We start from the raw sequence: 16,906 nt of genomic DNA, 5'->3' as shown, positions 1-16,906 counted from the left end.
GCCGAGGCACCGCCGCCACCGGCCGGTACGGAGACGGGAGCCCCCGCCGGCGCGGGCGCCGCGTCAGGTCCCGACTCCGGCGCGGGAGCGCGGACCGGCGCCGACAGCACCCGGTCGGCGTTCGCGACCGCCTCCTGCTCGAACCGGTCGGACGGGTCGCTCACCCGGATGCCGCCCGGAGCCTCCGAACCGTCGACGGGGCCGTTGCGCTGCTGGATCACATGCGTCAGCTCGTGCGCCAGGGTCGTGCGCCCACCGGGCGACGCCGGGTCGTAGCTGTCGCGCTGGAAGACGACGTGGTTACCGACGGTGTACGCGTGCGCCCCGACGCCCTTCGCCGATTCGTGCGCCGCCGAGTCGGTGTGCACCCGTACGTCGGAGAAGTCGGCGCCCATCCGACTCTCCATGTCGCTGCGTGTGTCGGTGTCGAGCGGCCGGCCGCCACTGGAGGAGACCACGTCGTGGACGGGAGAGCGCGGCGTCCCGCCGCTCTCCATCTGATCCTCGTCCGGCGCCGGCTTCCTGTCGAGGAGGGACCCGGCGGCGCTGTTGCCGACGGCGCGTTGCAGGCTGCTCATGCCCGCCGTACCGATCACGTCGGACCGGCCGGCCGCGGCCGCCCTGAAGAGATGCGAGGTGTCGGCGGCCTCGCGCGCCTCAGCGGCCCGTACGGGCCGGAAGGCCTCGTCGTGCTCATGTGCGGGGTCCTGCTCGTGCTCGTGATCGTGTGCCCGCATCTCAGTCTCCCCTGACCGCTCCGCCTACCAGGCCGCCCACCGTCGCCCCGCTCCTCGATCCACCCTGGCGCCGCCCGCCGGAAGCCGTCCAGCCCCCGCCCCCGTGGGCGAGGGGCACCTCGGCCTGCCTCATGGGGCAATACACCCAGGCCCACCGGTGAACGGCGGCCGCCCGGAATGGACCACCCCGGGGTTGGCGTTGTTCCCTTGCTACCAGCCGACTCGTCAGTGAGCCGCGCGGATCTGGAGGCACGGCTGTGCATGGTGAGTACAAGGTTCCGGGCGGAAAGCTCGTCGTGGTCGACCTCGACGTGAGAGAGGGTGTGCTGCGCGACGTAAGAGTCGCCGGTGACTTCTTCCTCGAACCCGACGAGGCGATCGGCGCCATCGACCACGCCCTGGAGGGCACCCCCGCCCACACCGAGGCCCCGGGTCTCGCGGCCAGGATCGAAGCCGCGCTGCCGCCGGGGACGGTGCTGTACGGCCTGACGGCGGAGGGGATCGCCATCGCCGTACGCCGGGCTCTCGCGCACGCGACCGACTGGACGGACTACGACTGGCAGCTCATCCACGAGGCACCGCAGTCGCCCGCCCTGCACATGGCGCTGGACGAGGTCCTCACCGACGAGGTCGCCGCGGGCCGTCGCCCGCCCACGCTGCGGGTGTGGGAGTGGGCCGACCCCGCCGTGGTGATCGGCAGCTTCCAGTCGCTGCGCAACGAGGTCGACCCCGAGGGCGCCCGACGCCACGGGATCACGGTGGTACGCCGTATCTCGGGCGGCGGCGCGATGTTCATCGAACCGGGCAACACGATCACGTACTCGCTCTCGGTGCCGAGCGCACTCGTCCAGGGGCTGACCTTCGCCGACAGCTACGCCTATCTGGACGACTGGGTGCTGGGCGCCCTCGGCGACATGGGCATCAAGGCGTGGTACCAGCCCCTCAACGACATCACCACGGACGAGGGCAAGGTCGCCGGTGCCGCGCAGAAACGCGTGGTGAGCGGGGGCGGCGCCGTGCTGCACCACGTGACCATGTCGTACGACATCGACGCCGGCAAGATGCTCGAAGTGCTGCGCATCGGCCGGGAGAAGCTCTCCGACAAGGGCACCAGGAGCGCGAAGAAGCGGGTCGATCCGCTGCGCCGCCAGACCGGACTGCCGCGCGAGGCCGTCATCGACCGGATGATCGGCTCCTTCCGAGGCAGATACGGCTTGACGACGGGCGCGGTCACCGAGGAAGAGATGGCCAGGGCAAGGGAGTTGGCGGAGACGAAGTTCGGTACGGCAGAGTGGACGGCGCGCGTGCCGTAACGGCGATTGCCGCCAACCGCCGCTACGGCACGCACAGTTGGTCGCCCGAGCGCCAACTCCCCAGTCCCTACACGGAAGCGGAGCCAGAAATGGACGTCCGTCGGCCCGGCAGCGTCAGCACCACGTACAGCACCAGCGACGCCGCGAGGCCCACCGCCCAGCCGTAGTCGGCCAGCGGTTTCAGGAAGGGGATCAGGCCGCCCTCGGGGAACGGCCCCTGGCCCGGGGCGGAGTGCGAGCCGCCGACCGCCAGCAGGCCTCCGACGACGAAGGCGAACACGGCGCGTACGTTCCACCCGTTCGTGTACCAGTAGCGGCCACCGGGCCGGTAGAGATCTGCGAGGTCGAGGACCGTGCGCCGGATGATCCAGTAGTCGGCGATCAGGATGCCGGCGACGGTACCGAGCAGCCCGCCCACCACACCGAGCCAGGTGTAGATGTACAGCTCGGGGGTGGCGGTGAGCTTCCACGGCATGACGAGTACACCGACCACACCCGTGATGAGCGCGCCCGTACGGAAGTTGATGAGCTTCGGCAGGAAGTTAGCCAGGTCGTAGGCGGGCGAGACGACATTGGCCGCGATGTTCACCGAGATCGTCGCGATCAGCACGGTCACCAGCGCGAAGAGCAGGCCGAAGACGTTGTCGGTCTTGGCGACCAGCTCGACCGGGTCCCAGACGGCCGCGCCGTACACCGCCTGCGAGCCCGAGGTGACGAAGACCGAGAGCAGCGCGAAGAAGATCATTGTCGTCGGGAGTCCGAGCGACTGCCCCCAGATCTGGGCGCGTTGGCCGGCGCCGAACCGAGTGAAGTCCGGGATGTTCAAGGACAGCGTGGACCAGTAGCCGATCATGCCCATGAGCGAGGGGAAGAAGACCGGCCAGAACGCGGCGCCCCAGCCGAGCTTCGACGGCTGGTCGAGCAGCGGGCCGAGGCCGCCCGCCTTGACGGTGATCCAGGCCAGGAGCACCAGCGCGCCGACGATGACGAACGGCGCCGCCCAGTTCTCGAAGCGCCTCAGGGTGTCCATCCCCCGGTAGATGATGGCGAGTTCGAGCGCCCAGAACAGCACGAAGCAGACCCACAGCGTCCACGGCTGGCCGCCGATCTTCGACGCCTCCGCCCAGCCGCCGAAGATCTTGCCGAGCAGCACGAAGATGCCCTGGCCGCCGATCCAGGTCTGGATGCCGAACCACGCGCAGGCGACGGCCGCACGGATCAGCGCGGGCAGGTTGGCGCCCCGCAGCCCGAAGGAGGCGCGCGCGAGAACGGGGAAGGGGATGCCGTACTTTGGTCCCGCGTGGCCGGTGAGCAGCATCGGGAACAGCACGATCAGGTTGGCCAGGGCGATCGTGAAGACCGCCTGCTTCCAGTCCATGCCGAGCGTGACCAGCCCGGAGGCCAGCAGCCAGGACGGGATGTTGTGCGCCATGCCGACCCAGAGCGCGGCGAAGTTGTACGTGGTCCAGCGGCGGCGCGCGACCGGTACGGGCAGCAGGTCCTCGTTGACGAACCGGCCGTCGGTGGGCACGGCGCCGGGAGCGAGTTCCTGACGGTCGGGGCCCCCGGAGGGGTCGGGTATGGGTTCCCCGGTCGGGGCGGGCGGGACGGTGGCGGTCATGGCGGTGGGACCCTTCGTATCCGGGGCTGCGATGCCGGGAGGACGTCGAACGGGGCCGTGCGGGGCGGGTGTTGGGGCGGGTGCTGTCGCGGGCAGCCGGGGCCGGGGGGTCAGTCCTGGAGCGCGGGGATGATGTCGGCCCCGTAGGCGTCGATCGTCGCTTCCTTCGCGTCGTGCATGTCGTAGAGCGCGAACTGGTCGACGCCGAGCGCGCGCAGCGCCTTCAGCTTCTCGATGTGCGCCTCGGCGGGGCCGAGCAGGCAGAAGCGGTCGATGACCTCGTCCGGTACGAAGTCCGTGGACGGGTTCCCCGTCCGTCCGTGGTGGCTGTAGTCGTAACCCTGGCGCTGTTTGATGTAGTCGGTCAGCGCGTCGGGGACGACCCCCGAGTGCTCCCCGTATCTCTTGACCAGATCGGCGGCGTGGTTGCCGACCATCCCGCCGAACCACCGGCACTGCTCGCGGGCGTGCGCGAGGTCGTCACTGACGTACGCCGGGGCCGCGACGCAGATCGTGATGGAGGCCGGGTCCCTTCCGGCGTCCGAAGCGGCCGTGCGGACCGCCGAGATGGCCGACTCGGCGAGGAACGGGTCGGCGAGCTGGAGGATGAATCCGTCGGCCTTCCGGCCCGCGAGTGCCAGCGCCTTCGGCCCGTACGCCCCCATCCACACCGGCAGTTCGCCGTCCCGTACCCAGGGCAGCCGCAGCGCCTGCCCGTCGACGACGGCCTCGCGTCCCTCCGCCAGGTCCCGGATCACATCGATGGCCTCACCGAGCCGGGCGAGTGTGTTGGGTTCGCGGCCCACCACCCGCATCGCCGAGTCGCCACGCCCGATCCCGCACACGGTGCGGTTGCCGTACATCTCGTTCAGTGTGGCGAAGGACGAAGCGGTCACCTCCCAGGTCCTGGTGCCCGGGTTGGTGACCATGGGTCCCACGATGAGCTGGGTGGTGTGTTCGAGGATGCGGCTGTAGATGACGAAGGGCTCCTGCCAGAGCACCGCCGAGTCGAAGGTCCAGCCGTGGCTGAATCCGTTGCGCTCCGCGCGCCGCATGAGCCCGACAACGGCCGAGGCCGGCGGGTCGGTCTGTAGGACGAGTCCGAAGTCCATGGCCTGATGGCTCCTGGGTCCTTGAGGGTGGTCGGCCGGTCAGCCGGGCGGTCGGCCGAGGTACTGGCACGTGGCTGGAAGATCCTTCCACATCAGGCCGTACCGAACCCTGTAAACGACACCTCGACCGCGCGTCGTGGCGGGACAAGCCTGGACCGCTTCCCGGGCCTTGGGAAGAGGCCGGGCCGTAAAGTGCCGGTCGAACAGGGCGTTCACCGTCGCGCGTCCGTCCCCTGGATCCCGCTCTGGAAACCCTCTCTGGATCCCGCCCTGGATTCCGCCCCGGGGTCCCCGAGCCGGCCAGGTCACCCCGCGATGAGCTCTGCCGCCCGTTCGGCGATGGCGTACACCGTCGCATTGGTGTTGGCGGGTACGACGGACGGCATGACCGAAGCGTCGGCCACCCGCAGCCCAGCGACGCCGTGCACCCGCAAGTTCGCGGGATCGACGACCGACAGGGGGTCCGTACCCATCCGGCAGGTCGAGGCGTAGTGGAAGTAGGTCATGACGCTCTCCTCCAGGTACCCGCGGACGGATTCCCCGCCTCGGACCCCGGCCCCGGGCAGCAGTTCCCGGTCCGTGAAGGAGGCCGGCGCCGGCGACTCCCCGATGCTCCGCGCCACGTCGAGGGCCGCCCGCATGGTCGCCACATCACGCTCGTCGCCGAGGTAGTTCGGATCCACCAGCGGCGGCGTGCCCGGCTCCGCGTTCGCGAGACGCAGCCTGCCACGGCTGTACGGGCTCACCGCCGAGAACGCGATGGTGTAGCCGGCCTCGGGCACCGCCTTCCACGCGTACGGGGCCCCGATGAACTGCATGTGCGGGTCCGGCGGGAGGGAGGGATCGGTACGGATGATGCCGAGCGCCTCGCCGGGCGGGTTGAGCGGCCGCATCTCGATGGCGCCGCCCGCGTAGACGAGGGAGGACACGGGATGGTCCTGGAGGCCCGTGCCCACACCTGGCAGGTCGAGCGCGACCTCCACGCCCACGTCCCGCAGATGCTGTCCCGGACCGATGCCCGAGAGCAGCAGCAGGTGCGCCGAGCCGATGGCTCCGGCGGTCAGCACCACTTCGCCGCCGTGCGCGGACAGTGTCTCGTCTCCCACGGTGTAGTCGATACCGGTGCACCGCCCGTCCGCGATCCGCAGTCGCTGTACGACGGCATCAGTGACGACCGTGAGGTTCGTCCGGTGCGCGACCGGGCGTACGTACGCGTCGGCGGCGCTCTGCCGCCGGCCCCCGGGAAGTGTGAGATCGCACCATCCGAAACCTGTCTCCAGGCCGCTGCTGATGTCCTCGGCGCGGCCGAAGCCCGCCTGTTCGGCGGCGTCGACACAGGCCTGGGCGAACGGATGCGGCTCGGCGACGGGCGCCACCGTGAGCGGACCGCTGTCACCCCGGACCGTGGAGTCCCGGCCCACCGCCCGCTCGCCGGCGCACTGAAGGAAACGCTCATCGAGGGAGCGCGGCAACTGCTCGCGGAGAAGGGAGCCGACGGCTTCAGCCTCAGTGAGCTGGCACGCCGGACCGGGGTGAGCACCGCCGCGCCGTACCGGCATTTCGAGAGCCGTGAGGCTCTCCTCGGAGCGGTGGTCGTGCGGGGTTACGAGCAGATGCTGGACCTTCTCCGGACGGCCTCCCTGCCCGGCGCGACCCCCTTGGAGCAGCTCAAACTGTTCGGCGTCTGCTACACGCGGTTCGCCATCGAATATCCGGAGCTGTTCGGAATCTTGTTCAGCGATCGCTACCGGGCAGTCGCGGGGGCGGCCCAGCGCGCGTCGTTCGAACCGCTGGTCGACTGTGTGGAGCAGGCACAACGGGCAGGACAGTTGTCCGGCGCCGTTCCTTCGAACGAAGTGGCGCGCTTCCTCTGGTCCACCGCCCACGGCATCACGGTGCTGCATCTCAACGGAGGCATCGAAACCCTGGGCATCGACGGCTCTGCGGAGCGGCCGCACGCCTCGGCGTGGGACACGTTCCTGAGCCAGGTCGGACCTCCGCCGGTTCCCCCCGCGTGATCGGGGCGCCGGCCGGCCCACGTCGTACGCCGACAGGCCCGCGCGCGAGTCCTGCGCTTTTTCACCATGGTGGCGGCTCCACAGCCCCACCACACTGACAACCATGACAACAACACGGCCACGCCTCAGTCCCGTACGGCGAGAGAGTCGTCGCGGCGCCGCGGTGACCGGCGGGCGTCCTCAACTGCCGCCCTGTACAGGCGTTCCGCGCGGAGCGCCCGGCAAATCCTCAGCGCGGTGAGGAGTTCGGCCCTCCGGTCCGTGTAGCCGTGACCGAGGACATCCGCCGCGGCGTCCAGCCGCAGTCGCACCGTGTTCTCATGCACGCCCAGTTCGGAGGCCGCGACGACTCGGGAGCCCGACGACAGCCAGGCGAACAGCGTCTCGCGGATACGGTCGGCGCGCGGCGTGGCAGCGGTCAGCTCCCTCAACTCGGCGGCCGCGAAGGCCGTGGCGCCCGGAACGTCGTTGAGAAGCACACTTTCGAGGGCGAGATCCTGGAAGCAGAGACACCCGCGGTCGGCGGCGAGCACCGAGCGCATCTTCTCGACGCGCAGGGCCTCGTCGTGAGCGCGCCGAAACCCCTCAACACCCTTGCGCGGTCCGCCCACAGCGGTCCACGTACCTGTGCCGTTCAGGGCGTCGCGCATCCTGCTCAGTGCCTGCGCGGACATCTCCCGGGAATGGCCGAGCCAGCCGGCCCATCGGGAGGCCGCGAGCGGCACAAGGAGGCGGTCACTGGCGCCGGTTGCCGCTTGCGCCTTCTTGAGTGCGGCCTCGGCCCGCTCGCGCCCGACCGCGTCGACGAGAACGCACAGATGGGTTCCCGCCATGCGGTATCCCAAGGCCGTGTCGAGCGAGCCGGTGTGGTCGACGCGCCTTCCGTCAAGGATCTCCGTGACGAGATCCCGGCGCCGCGTTTCTCCGCTGGTGCGGAAGACGGCGGTGGCCTCGTCGTGGGCCGTCGTCGCCTCCCTGGCCCCCGCCTCGGTCAGGTCGAGCGCCGCACCCGTCACGGCGGATATGAGCTCACCGGAGACCCCGCCCCCGGCCAGCCCTTCCGGATCTTCCGGGCCTTCGGGAACGAGCCCCGTCCATCCCGCCTCGGCCCAGTTGTTGAGCGTCTGGCGCAGTCCGACCCAGTAGGCGTCCTTGACGGTGCGTACGGAAAAGCCTTGCTCGGCCAGCCACTTGCCGAACTCCCGCATCGCCGTCCGGTCCGTCCGACCACCGGCAGCACTCGCCCCGCATGTCGACGCCATGGCTGCGAGGTTCATCCGTACGAAGCGGGTGATCTCTACTCTGAACGCCGGGCTGTTCCGGCGGGACGGGAACACCTCCTCGATGACGGCCACCGCACTGCTCTCCGCCATGCGATCGGCCCACGCCGACCACGGCGCTTGCGCCCTCTTCTCAACGTCGAGCTGGTGATCGTCGGTCCGTGTCATCTCGGTCATCTCCGCTGTGTCACTTTCACCGATCGCGGATCCGGCACAGCGAGGTCGCCGCACGATCCACCGGTTTCACATGCCAGTATCGACATGTCGAAGCCTGTAACCTGCGGGATTGACCTGTCAAGTTCGACATGTGTGGATCCTGTGGCGGCGCCACCCGGCCGCCGACCGGCCGGAGGGATGACATGAAAAAACCGCGCCCCTGAGGGATCGCGGTACGGCACACAGCGATGGCGGAGCCGGGACACATCCTCCGGAATCCGCAGGCGTACAGTGTCGGCCGGTCAGGCTTCCGGCGTGCGCTCCAGGCGCTCGATCGCCCACAAGGCCCAGCCCCGCATGGCCTCGTACTGACGCAGCCCGTACTCCGCGGCCAGCACCCCGAGGCCGTCCCGGCCGGTGGGCGCCTTCTCGTCGTGACGGACGCGCAACTCGGCGAGCGTGGCGGCGCCCTGCTCCATCCCCTCGGCGAACCTACGGAGCAGAATCAGGGCATCGGCGGGTTCCAACGCGTCGAGCAGGAACATCCTCAGCACCTGCTCGTTGCGGACCCGGCCCAGGTCGGGCGGAGACAGCAACCACTTACGGAGTTCCTCGCGGCCCTTGTCCGTCACCTCGTAGGTACGGCTCCGGCGCGCGCCCTCGCCTGTCACCTCGACGAGCCCGCGCCCCGTCATCCGGATCAGCTCGGGATAGATGCTCGTGTGGCTCGCATACCAGGCATAACGGCCCAGGTCCCGCTCGAACTCCTTGGAGAGTTCGTATCCACTGGCCGGCTCCAAGGCCAACAGCCCCAGCAAAGCCTGCGTCAGCGACATGTCCTCACCTTACATGTGGCTCCCGATAGGTCACCCTCGACATATGAGGATACCTACTATGACATGTCACAACACACCACTCATATATGTGATGTCAATGTTGACATGTCAAATCCGGAGGCGCAGAGTCGTGGCAATCATCGGATGAAGGGGCATCTTCATGATCGGGACATCCACGCCGCTCTACCTGACCGGGCACCTGGCACCCGTACCGGACGAGACCGAAGCCCGGGATCTCGCGGTGTCGGGCACGCTGCCACCCGAGCTGACCGGGCGTTATTTCCGCAACGGACCCAACCCGCTGCCGGGGGAAGACCCGGGGCACTGGTTCGGCGGCCACGGCATGCTGCACGGCATCCGGCTGCGGGACGGCCGGGCCGAGTGGTATCGCAACCGCTGGATACGTACGGCACTCCTGGCGGGCGCGCCCCACCTCGTCGGCGGCGCCCCCGTCGATCGCCGGTCTGTCAGCGCCAACACCCATGTCATCGAGCACGCGGGAAAGATCTTCGCGCTGGTGGAGAACGGTTTCCCCTACGAGGTCAGCAAGGACCTGGCCACGCTCGGGCCCCGCACCTTCGACGGCAGGCTCACCACAGCCATGACCGCGCACCCCAAGACCGACCCGACCACCGGGGACCTGCACTTCTTCGGTTACGGGGTCAGGCCGCCGTACCTCACGTACCACCGGCTGTCCGCCGAGGGCACGCTCGTCGAGAGCGCCGAGATCGAGGTCAAGGGCCCCACGATGATGCACGACTTCGCGATCACCGAACGCCACGCCGTCTTTCTCGACCTGCCGATGACCTTCCAGGCCGGCTCCCGCATGCCGTTCGGCTGGGACGACGCGTACGGCGCCCGTCTCGGCGTCATGCGGCTCGACCGACCCGGCGAGGTGCGCTGGCTGGAGATCGAACCCTGCTATGTGTTCCACGTGGGCAACGCCCACGAGGACGCCCAGGGCCGCATCGTCCTTGACGTGTCGCGATACGCGGCGGCGGACGCGGACGTCATGTGGGGAAGCATCGGCCCGCGTGGCGGTGACCGGACTCCGGCCGCCGGCCCCGCCGTAGCACGTCTGCACCGCTGGACCATCGACCTGACGGCCGGGCACGTCGCCGAAACCACCCTGTCCGAACGGGGCATGGAGTTCCCGACACTCGACGATGAACGGGTCGGACGGGCCAACCGCTACCTGTACACCGTTACTTCGTCGGTCGGTGAGCGGGCCGGCGCCGACTCGGCCATCACCCGGTACGACACCCACCTGGGCTCCACCGCCGCCCACGAACTACCGGGCGACGTACACCCGGGCGAGGCCGTCTTCGTACCGAGTGCCGCTCCGGACCGCGCGGAGGACGAAGGTTGGCTGCTCAGCATCACCACGACAAGTGACGGAAAGGCCTCCGAGCTGCTGGTGCTCGACGCGACGGACGTCGCCGGGCCGCCTGTCGCCACCGTCACACTGCCCCGAGGCGTTCCGGCGGGCTTCCACGGCTCCTGGATCCCCGACTCCGAGCCCGAAGAAGGCTGACGCCGCCCGTCGGGCCCGGACAGCGGACAGGGCGGACGCCGACCCGCATTCACGAGCGGGCGGGGATGCGGGTCGGCGTCTAATTCTCCGCCGTGGACGGTCCTTTCGCCCCGCGCGGCTTCTTCGCCGTGGGCGGTCAGGCCGACGCGTCGCCGGTGTTCATATACGGGTTCTCCGGCCCCGGCGCGCTGTCCTGCGACGCCCGGGTGACGTCCAGCGCTGCCTGCCCGGTGCCCCTCCGCTGTTCCTGCGAGTCCACCCACCAGTAGAGCACCCGGCAGGGGAATGCCAGCAGCCACCAGTACTTGGCGGTACTCGGTGAGAGAAAAGCGATCGGGACCGACAAGCAGAAAACCCCGGCGAGGATCAATTGCTGCCAGAGCAGTCCCCGCAGCTCACCCACATCCATCACGAAGTCCGCCAGGGCGGGTTTGCGGAGCACTCGGGCCGCCATCGCCGCGATAAGAGCGGACGCGACAGCGATCGCTGCCGCATAGACGGCCGGGTCGTCGGACATGTTGGTCACACGCAGCCACTTCCCGCTGAGTTCGGCGTCGTTGTGCGCCGCCACGCGGTACCGCGTCAGATAGTCGGCGAACTCCTCGGTCCTGGCCGTCCGTACGCCCTCCACCTCGGGAAACCGGAGGTCGCCGCCGACGGCGATTCCCCCAGGGGGTGTCCAGGAGTTTCGCGGCGGCCCCGAAGAAGCGGCGACCCAGGTCCTCGCGTGTGTCGCCGAGCAGGTCGACCAGCAGAAGGGCCTCCAGCGCGGCGACGGTCATCCCCTGCCCGTAGAACGGGTTGAAGGTACACATCGCGTCGCCGACGACCAAGTAGGCCTCCGGCATGCGGCGCAGATCCTCGTAGCGCCTGCGGACACTCGCCGGAAAACACATCATGAACGGCTCGCTCAGCGGTTCCGCCGTCGAACGATCTCCGCGAGGTCCGGGGCGGCGAGGCCCTCGGCATAGGCGTCCACCACCAAGTCGGCCCGGACGACCGACTCCGCCGAGCCCTCGTCGTGTTCGCGCAGCCGCACCCCGGTGATCCGACGCCCGTCCGCAGAGGCGGTGAGGCCGAGCACAGCACACCGATCGATCAGTGTCACACCGGGGATGCGGGAGACCCGGGTGCGAATGGTGTCCTCAAGAAGCGGGCGGCTCACACCGACCCCTGTCACATCCCGCTCGACCACGGTGACCCGCTCGAAGCTCTCGCTGAGCGCTCGCGCTGCCAGCAGACCCGCGATGGAGCCGCCGACCACGACCGCATGGCCCTGTCGCAGTCCCTTTCGCTGTCGCTGTCGATCCGAAGTCGCTTCCACTGAGCGTTCCTTGTCCACGAGATGGGTCCGGGTCAGTTCCTGGGCGCCATGTGGGCGGCGGCCCCGGCAACGGCCCGCCGTGCCGCCGTCTGGTCGACGCGTCCCGCAGAACAGAGCATTGGGCGTCCGATGTGATCGCCACGGGGGCGTGGAAGCGGTGTGCGAGCGGCACGGACAAGTCACCCAATCAAGGGGAGGGCGAAGGTGTGGGGCCGCCGACCGGCCATCGGCCGAGTCGGGCGTCGATGGACCGGCGCGCACCGGTGACGGAGCAACCGTTCGCTCAGCGATCGTAGGCTTCACCGGACCGCCGACACACTGGCGCGGACCCACACACTTCGGCCGCGTTGTGTTGTCGAACCACCGCCGTACGGAGCAGGGCGCGGCGCTACGCCGTACGCGAGCACAACTGATACGGCGCGACAGGGAGGGCGCCGAACCGACGCGTTCGGCCCGGGTCCCGGTATGTGTCGGCGTCTCCCTCCGCTCAGTAACTGGTCGAGAGGATCGGGAAACAGGTCCGGCGCGCGGTGACGGCGGCGCGGGCGGCGCCGGTCACGGTCACGACTGCTGCTGTTGCCGCTGCTGTGGGCCGTTGCGCAGGCCGTCGATCAGGACGCCCACCATCCGCCTGTTGTACTCGGCGCCTTCACCGCGTACGGGCAGGCACAGATGGGCGATGGCAGACAGCAGGTCGCCGGCGCTGATGTCGTCGCGGATCGCGCCGTCGGCCGCCGCGGTGTCGAGCAGCGCGGTGAGTGTGGGGGTGAGCGTCTGCCGGAAATAGTCGGGCAGGGCTTCGTAGGCCGGATCGCCGGAGTGCAGTGCTGAGGCAAGTCCCCGCTTGGTGCCTAGGAGTTCGGTGTACCGCTGGAGCCACTTCACCAGTGCCGCGTCCGGCTCGTGTGCGGCGCTGAGCCGCGGTCCGGCGGCGGCGCAGGCGTCGATGTTGCTCTGCACCACTGCCTTGACGAGGTCGGAGCGCTGCGGAAAGTGGCGGTAGAGCGTCCCCACTCCCAGCCCGGCCAGGTCGGTGATCTCCTTCGCGGGTGCGTCGACCCCCGAGGTGTCGAAGACCGTCTTCGCGGCATCGAGCAACGCGGTGACATTGCGCTGGGCGTCGGCGCGCCGCCGGCGCGGCGCGGCCGTGGGGGCCGCGGGTGGTGTCGCGTTCTCGGGCACAGGGTTCCTCCGCCGGTTGCCTAACCGGAAAGCCTTTCCGTATAGTCGAATCAAGCGGAAAGTCTTTCCGTTTCGCTCCAGGGTATGGCATCCGCCCGGATGCGGCCCACTCCAGGAGGCAGACATGCAGTACCGCACGCTCGGCCGCACCGGCATCAAGGTCAGCCCCTACGCCCTCGGGGCGCTGATGTTCGCCTCATCCATCGGCAATGCCGACCACCAGGACTCGGTCCGCATCATCCACAAGGCGCTGGACGCGGGGATCAACCTCGTCGACACCGCCGACGCCTACGGGGACTCCGAGGAGGTCGTCGGCAAGGCGCTCAAGGGGCGCCGCGACAACGTCGTCCTGGCGACCAAGGTGAGCCGCCCGATGGGCGACGATCCCAACCAGCAGGGCACCTCACGCCGCTGGATCATGAAAGCTGTCGAGAACTCCCTGCGCCGCCTGGGGACCGACTACATCGACCTCTACCAGATCCACCGACTCGACCCCACCACGGATGTCGAGGAGACCCTCTCCGCTCTGACGGACTTGATCCACAGCGGAAAGGTCCGTGCCATCGGTACCTCCACGGCGCCGGCGTCCGACATCGTCGAAGCCCAGTGGGTGGCCGAGCGGCGCGGCCTGGAGCGCTTCCGCACCGAGCAGCCGCCGTACTCCATCCTCAACCGCCGTATCGAGCGCGAAGTGCTGCCCGTCACACAGCGCTACGGCATGGGCACGCTCGTCTGGGGCCCGCTCGCCCAGGGACTTCTCACCGGCCGGGTCCGCAGGAACCAGGAGAACAGCCTGCGCCGAGCCGCCTTCGTCAAGCACGTCAGCGACGAACGGCGCATCGAAGCCGTCGAGCAGCTCATCCCCCTCGCGGCGGAGGCAGGCATGCCGATGACCCACCTGGCCATGGCGTTCACCATCGCTCACCCCGGTGTGACCAGCGCTCTCGTGGGACCGCGCACGATGAGCCATCTCGACGACCTCCTCGAAGGCCTCGACGTCGCTCTCAGCGATGACATCCTCGACCGGATCGACAAGATCGTCCCGCCCGGCACCGAAGTCGGCTCCCTGGACCAGGACTACCTGCCCCCGGCCCTGCGGAGCGCGGAGCTGCGCCGCCGCCCGCTGGGCGAACGCGCCGCCTGACCGTCGCCCGAGGGGCACGGGGCGAGGTGGGGTGGGGTGAGGTGGGCCAGGAGCCGGGCTGCGCCGCGATGCCGGGGGCTCTCCTTCGTACGACCGGTCCGGCGGCGTCCGTTCAGGCCAGGACCGCGTAGCCGTCGACCTCGATCAGCCACTCGGCCTCGCCAAGTGACTGCACACCGGGGAGCGTGCTGGCGGACCGTGGCCAGTGGCCCTCGAAGACGCGCTGCGCCGCGACGAAGATCGGGACCACGAGCTCGGGCTGAAAACCCACGACGTGGATGGTGTTCTTGATCAGATCGTCCGGGCCCGCGCCTGCGGCTTCCAAGGCCAACTTGAAGTTACGGAAGGCCTGTTCGGCCTGGAGCGCGTAGTCGCCGGGACGACCAGGTTGTCGTTGGCGTCGGTCGCCACCTGTCCGGCGATCGCCACGAAACGAGTACCTGCCCCGACCGCGACGTGGGAGTGGACGTCCGCGACCGGCGGCGCGAGTGCGGGCGGATTGATGCGTTCGACGGTCATGGGTGTGGAGGACACCAACCAATGCGCACCTTCGGAACGGTGCGGGCAAAGACAGGCGGCGACGACGATTCTGTTCCTCTCGCACTCGTCCCCCGCGAAGACGGCCGCCGCACCGGAGAACCGGTACGGCGGCCGAGGTGTTCGATGTGATCGATGTGATCGATGTGGCCTTGGGCCGTGCTCGCGCTCAGGAGTTGTCGGCGACCACGTGGATGAGGTTGCCGGCCTGCGCGACGATGGCAAGGCGCCAGGCGTCGAAGGTGCTGTCACTCACGTCGAACGGCTTCTCGAAGCGCTGCATGTCCGGTGTGTGGATGTGGCCGGCCGGGATCTTCAGGCCCATGCGGTCCCGGAGCAGTGTGTTGCGGTAACCGCTCTCGTTGGACAGGTAGTTGCCGCCGCCACCGCTGTACGAGCACGAGCCGGCGTCCGGCGGCGTCGGGGCGGTCGTCGGCGGGTACTCCGTCGGCGGCGGGCTGTTGCGGGTCACCTGCTGGGCCGAGGAACAGTCGGGGAACTCGGTGTAGTTGGTGTGCCAGACCACACCGAATGCCACGGACTGGTCGGGCCACTCGTCGCCCGGCGGACGGGGAATCGACGCACCGGTGTTCGCCTTGATCATCTGCGCGATCGGCAGTGTCGTGGTAGTCCACTGCGGCGGGTCGGTCAGGCTGAACTTCTTGGGCCCGCCCCAGCGGTCGACGACCGTGGAGTCGCAGCCGTGGTTGTCGACCGGCAGTTGCGGGGTGCCGTTCACCGTCGGGCAGGGCTGGCTGTGGTCGTTGCCCGGTGAGACTCCGTGGTAACGGCCGTTCCACTGTTCGAGGTTGAACACCGAGTCACCGGCCTGGCTCACCGTGATCGACGCGTCGACACGCCGGGGCCCCGGCCGCATGAACGGCCCGACGGTGTCCTCCAGGTAACCCGCCTGGAACTCCGTGTAGTTGACCGGCAGTGTGTACGCCTGGACGTAGGCGGTCCGGCCGTCCTCGGTCTTGTACGTGGTGCCGTCGAGCGCGAGCGCGGTGGCACCGGACGGGTTGCCGTGGCGGATGTTGTTGCCGACGGTCCCCGCCGCGCTGCCGGTAGTACCGCCGTCCAGCGTGTACGGGTCGAAGCCGCTCATGATGACGCGCTTGACGCCCTTGCCGCTGGGGAAGTTGATGTCGAACATCCCGCGCGAGGCCTGGTCGAACGTCGTGATGAGGGTGGATCGCTGCGCCTCGGACAGGGAGAAGTCCGCTGCCCAGCGGCGCAGCGTGGCCGTCGACTGGAGGCGGGTCCAGTAGAGCGGGCGGTCGTCGCTGTAGGGAAGGGCGCCGGTGGCCCGCCCAGGCCGTTGAGCCCGTTTCACCGCCGACTGCCAGAGGTCCTGGCCCTCGCGCTTCACGAATGCCGTCGCGGCCTTCAGGTTCGGCGTACGGCACAGAGCCCGCGTGAACGCCGGGCCGTAGTCCTGGAACCCGCCGCCCTCGATCATCTGCTGGGCGAACGACGTCGACTCGGCCTTCGTGGGGTCGGCGTCGTCGGGCAGGACCCAGCTCAGCCGGCTCTCCTCGACCGACAGGGGTGCGACGGAGCCGGCGCACGGGGACCCGGCACTCCGAGCCGAAGCCGGCCCGGCCGCCCACAGGGGGGTCGTCGCCGACAGCACGGCGAGAACCACCGCGCCGGCCTTCATCTTGGAACGGAACACAGAACTTTCCGCCTCACTCATAGGTGACGTGATCGCGACAATCCTTTGTCCGCTCGCCACGTGCGTCAAGGGAGCGCTTCGGCGTGGTGCTTGTCTCGGCGGTACATGGCCGGACGACGCAAGACGCTCGGCTGGTGGATCCCAGCCGAGCGCTTACCGAACGTTACGCGCTACGCGGGCCCCCTGCTCAGCAGGGGAGCGTGGTGTGACCGGCAGCGCCCGTGGCGCCGGTGGTGCCGTTCGCGGTGAGTGTGGCGTCGGTGCCGTTGCCGCCGGGCTTGCCGGGGCACACCGGGCTGGCGGCACCGCCGGCGCCGCCGGTGCCGCCCAGGTGGCCACCGCCGGCCGTGGAGGCACCGCCCTTGCCGCCCTTGCCTCCGACGATGCCGATACCGGCATCGCCGACGCCGCCTACGCCGCCTTTACCGCCTTTG

Annotated in this window: 15 protein-coding genes and 1 pseudogene; 4 read left to right on the top strand and 12 right to left on the bottom strand. The window is 69.5% G+C overall.

The window, feature by feature from the left end; translation table 11 throughout:
- Positions 1 to 737: DUF4157 domain-containing protein (locus tag QR77_RS34765; protein WP_052489284.1), on the bottom strand; the 737-nt coding region annotated here is incomplete at its 3' end.
- Between the two features lie 257 nt (positions 738 to 994).
- On the opposite strand from QR77_RS34765, the gene QR77_RS34760 reads away from it, so the two are divergent.
- A complete protein-coding gene (locus QR77_RS34760) occupies positions 995 to 2,050 on the top strand; it encodes a biotin/lipoate A/B protein ligase family protein (protein WP_040025989.1) in 1,056 nt (351 codons plus the stop codon).
- Positions 2,051 to 2,117: 67 nt separating this feature from the next.
- Here QR77_RS34760 and QR77_RS34755 read toward each other — a convergent pair whose 3' ends face one another.
- The 3 genes from QR77_RS34755 to QR77_RS34745 all read right to left on the bottom strand — a co-directional run bounded on the left by QR77_RS34755 (position 2,118) and on the right by QR77_RS34745 (position 6,159).
- The gene (locus tag QR77_RS34755; protein WP_040025988.1) at positions 2,118 to 3,671 is read right to left on the bottom strand and encodes an NCS1 family nucleobase:cation symporter-1; all 1,554 of its coding nucleotides are present in this window, start codon (positions 3,669 to 3,671) and stop codon (positions 2,118 to 2,120) included.
- Between the two features lie 110 nt (positions 3,672 to 3,781).
- Positions 3,782 to 4,783 (bottom strand): TIGR03842 family LLM class F420-dependent oxidoreductase, encoded by a 1,002-nt coding sequence (locus tag QR77_RS34750; protein ID WP_040025987.1) that lies wholly within the window; start codon positions 4,781 to 4,783, stop codon positions 3,782 to 3,784.
- Between the two features lie 305 nt (positions 4,784 to 5,088).
- Entirely contained in the window at positions 5,089 to 6,159 is a 1,071-nt protein-coding gene (locus QR77_RS34745; RefSeq protein WP_173476255.1) for a GMC oxidoreductase, read from the bottom strand.
- Between QR77_RS34745 and QR77_RS34740 the strand changes: the two genes are divergently transcribed.
- Positions 6,136 to 6,801, top strand: coding sequence for a TetR/AcrR family transcriptional regulator (locus QR77_RS34740; protein ID WP_052489282.1), 666 nt, complete (start codon positions 6,136 to 6,138; stop codon positions 6,799 to 6,801). The two genes, QR77_RS34745 and QR77_RS34740, sit on opposite strands and share 24 nt — an antisense overlap.
- A gap of 125 nt (positions 6,802 to 6,926) precedes the next feature.
- Here QR77_RS34740 and QR77_RS34735 read toward each other — a convergent pair whose 3' ends face one another.
- On the bottom strand, positions 6,927 to 8,258 hold the full coding sequence (locus QR77_RS34735) for a helix-turn-helix domain-containing protein (protein ID WP_040025986.1): 1,332 nt from the start codon (positions 8,256 to 8,258) through the stop codon (positions 6,927 to 6,929).
- Positions 8,259 to 8,539: 281 nt separating this feature from the next.
- Positions 8,540 to 9,073, bottom strand: a complete 534-nt coding sequence (locus QR77_RS34730; RefSeq protein ID WP_040025984.1) for a PadR family transcriptional regulator — start codon at positions 9,071 to 9,073, stop codon at positions 8,540 to 8,542.
- 160 nt (positions 9,074 to 9,233) lie between these two features.
- Between QR77_RS34730 and QR77_RS34725 the strand changes: the two genes are divergently transcribed.
- Positions 9,234 to 10,607 (top strand): carotenoid oxygenase family protein, encoded by a 1,374-nt coding sequence (locus QR77_RS34725; RefSeq protein WP_040025983.1) that lies wholly within the window; start codon positions 9,234 to 9,236, stop codon positions 10,605 to 10,607.
- Between the two features lie 136 nt (positions 10,608 to 10,743).
- Here the strand turns inward: QR77_RS34725 and QR77_RS42565 are convergent, their stop codons facing one another.
- The 3 genes from QR77_RS42565 to QR77_RS34710 all read right to left on the bottom strand — a co-directional run bounded on the left by QR77_RS42565 (position 10,744) and on the right by QR77_RS34710 (position 13,113).
- Complete coding sequence (locus tag QR77_RS42565; RefSeq protein WP_052489281.1) at positions 10,744 to 11,238, bottom strand: hypothetical protein; 495 nt, start codon at positions 11,236 to 11,238, stop codon at positions 10,744 to 10,746.
- 279 nt (positions 11,239 to 11,517) lie between these two features.
- Positions 11,518 to 11,931: an NAD-binding protein gene (locus tag QR77_RS34715; RefSeq protein ID WP_150130481.1), complete on the bottom strand. Its 414-nt coding sequence runs from the start codon at positions 11,929 to 11,931 to the stop codon at positions 11,518 to 11,520.
- A gap of 561 nt (positions 11,932 to 12,492) precedes the next feature.
- Positions 12,493 to 13,113 (bottom strand): TetR/AcrR family transcriptional regulator, encoded by a 621-nt coding sequence (locus QR77_RS34710; RefSeq protein ID WP_040025979.1) that lies wholly within the window; start codon positions 13,111 to 13,113, stop codon positions 12,493 to 12,495.
- Positions 13,114 to 13,237: 124 nt separating this feature from the next.
- Here QR77_RS34710 and QR77_RS34705 point away from each other — a divergent pair, with 124 nt between their 5' ends.
- Positions 13,238 to 14,257, top strand: a complete 1,020-nt coding sequence (locus QR77_RS34705; RefSeq protein ID WP_040025978.1) for an aldo/keto reductase — start codon at positions 13,238 to 13,240, stop codon at positions 14,255 to 14,257.
- Positions 14,258 to 14,369: 112 nt separating this feature from the next.
- On the opposite strand, the gene QR77_RS34700 is transcribed toward QR77_RS34705, so the two are convergent.
- The 3 genes and pseudogenes from QR77_RS34700 to QR77_RS47120 form a co-directional block, all read right to left on the bottom strand.
- Positions 14,370 to 14,861 (bottom strand): Rid family hydrolase, encoded by a 492-nt coding sequence (locus QR77_RS34700; protein ID WP_236710939.1) that lies wholly within the window; start codon positions 14,859 to 14,861, stop codon positions 14,370 to 14,372.
- Positions 14,862 to 14,963: 102 nt separating this feature from the next.
- Positions 14,964 to 16,472, bottom strand: a complete 1,509-nt coding sequence (locus QR77_RS34695) for a hypothetical protein (RefSeq protein WP_201778848.1) — start codon at positions 16,470 to 16,472, stop codon at positions 14,964 to 14,966.
- A gap of 187 nt (positions 16,473 to 16,659) precedes the next feature.
- Positions 16,660 to 16,906 (bottom strand): annotated as a pseudogene (locus QR77_RS47120) (hypothetical protein); the annotation flags it as partial.

This window comes from Streptomyces sp. 150FB, assembly GCF_000818195.1.
Lineage (GTDB): Bacteria > Actinomycetota > Actinomycetes > Streptomycetales > Streptomycetaceae > Streptomyces.
Note: the sequence above shows the minus strand (reverse complement) of the source record. Positions and strands in the feature narration are given on the sequence as shown.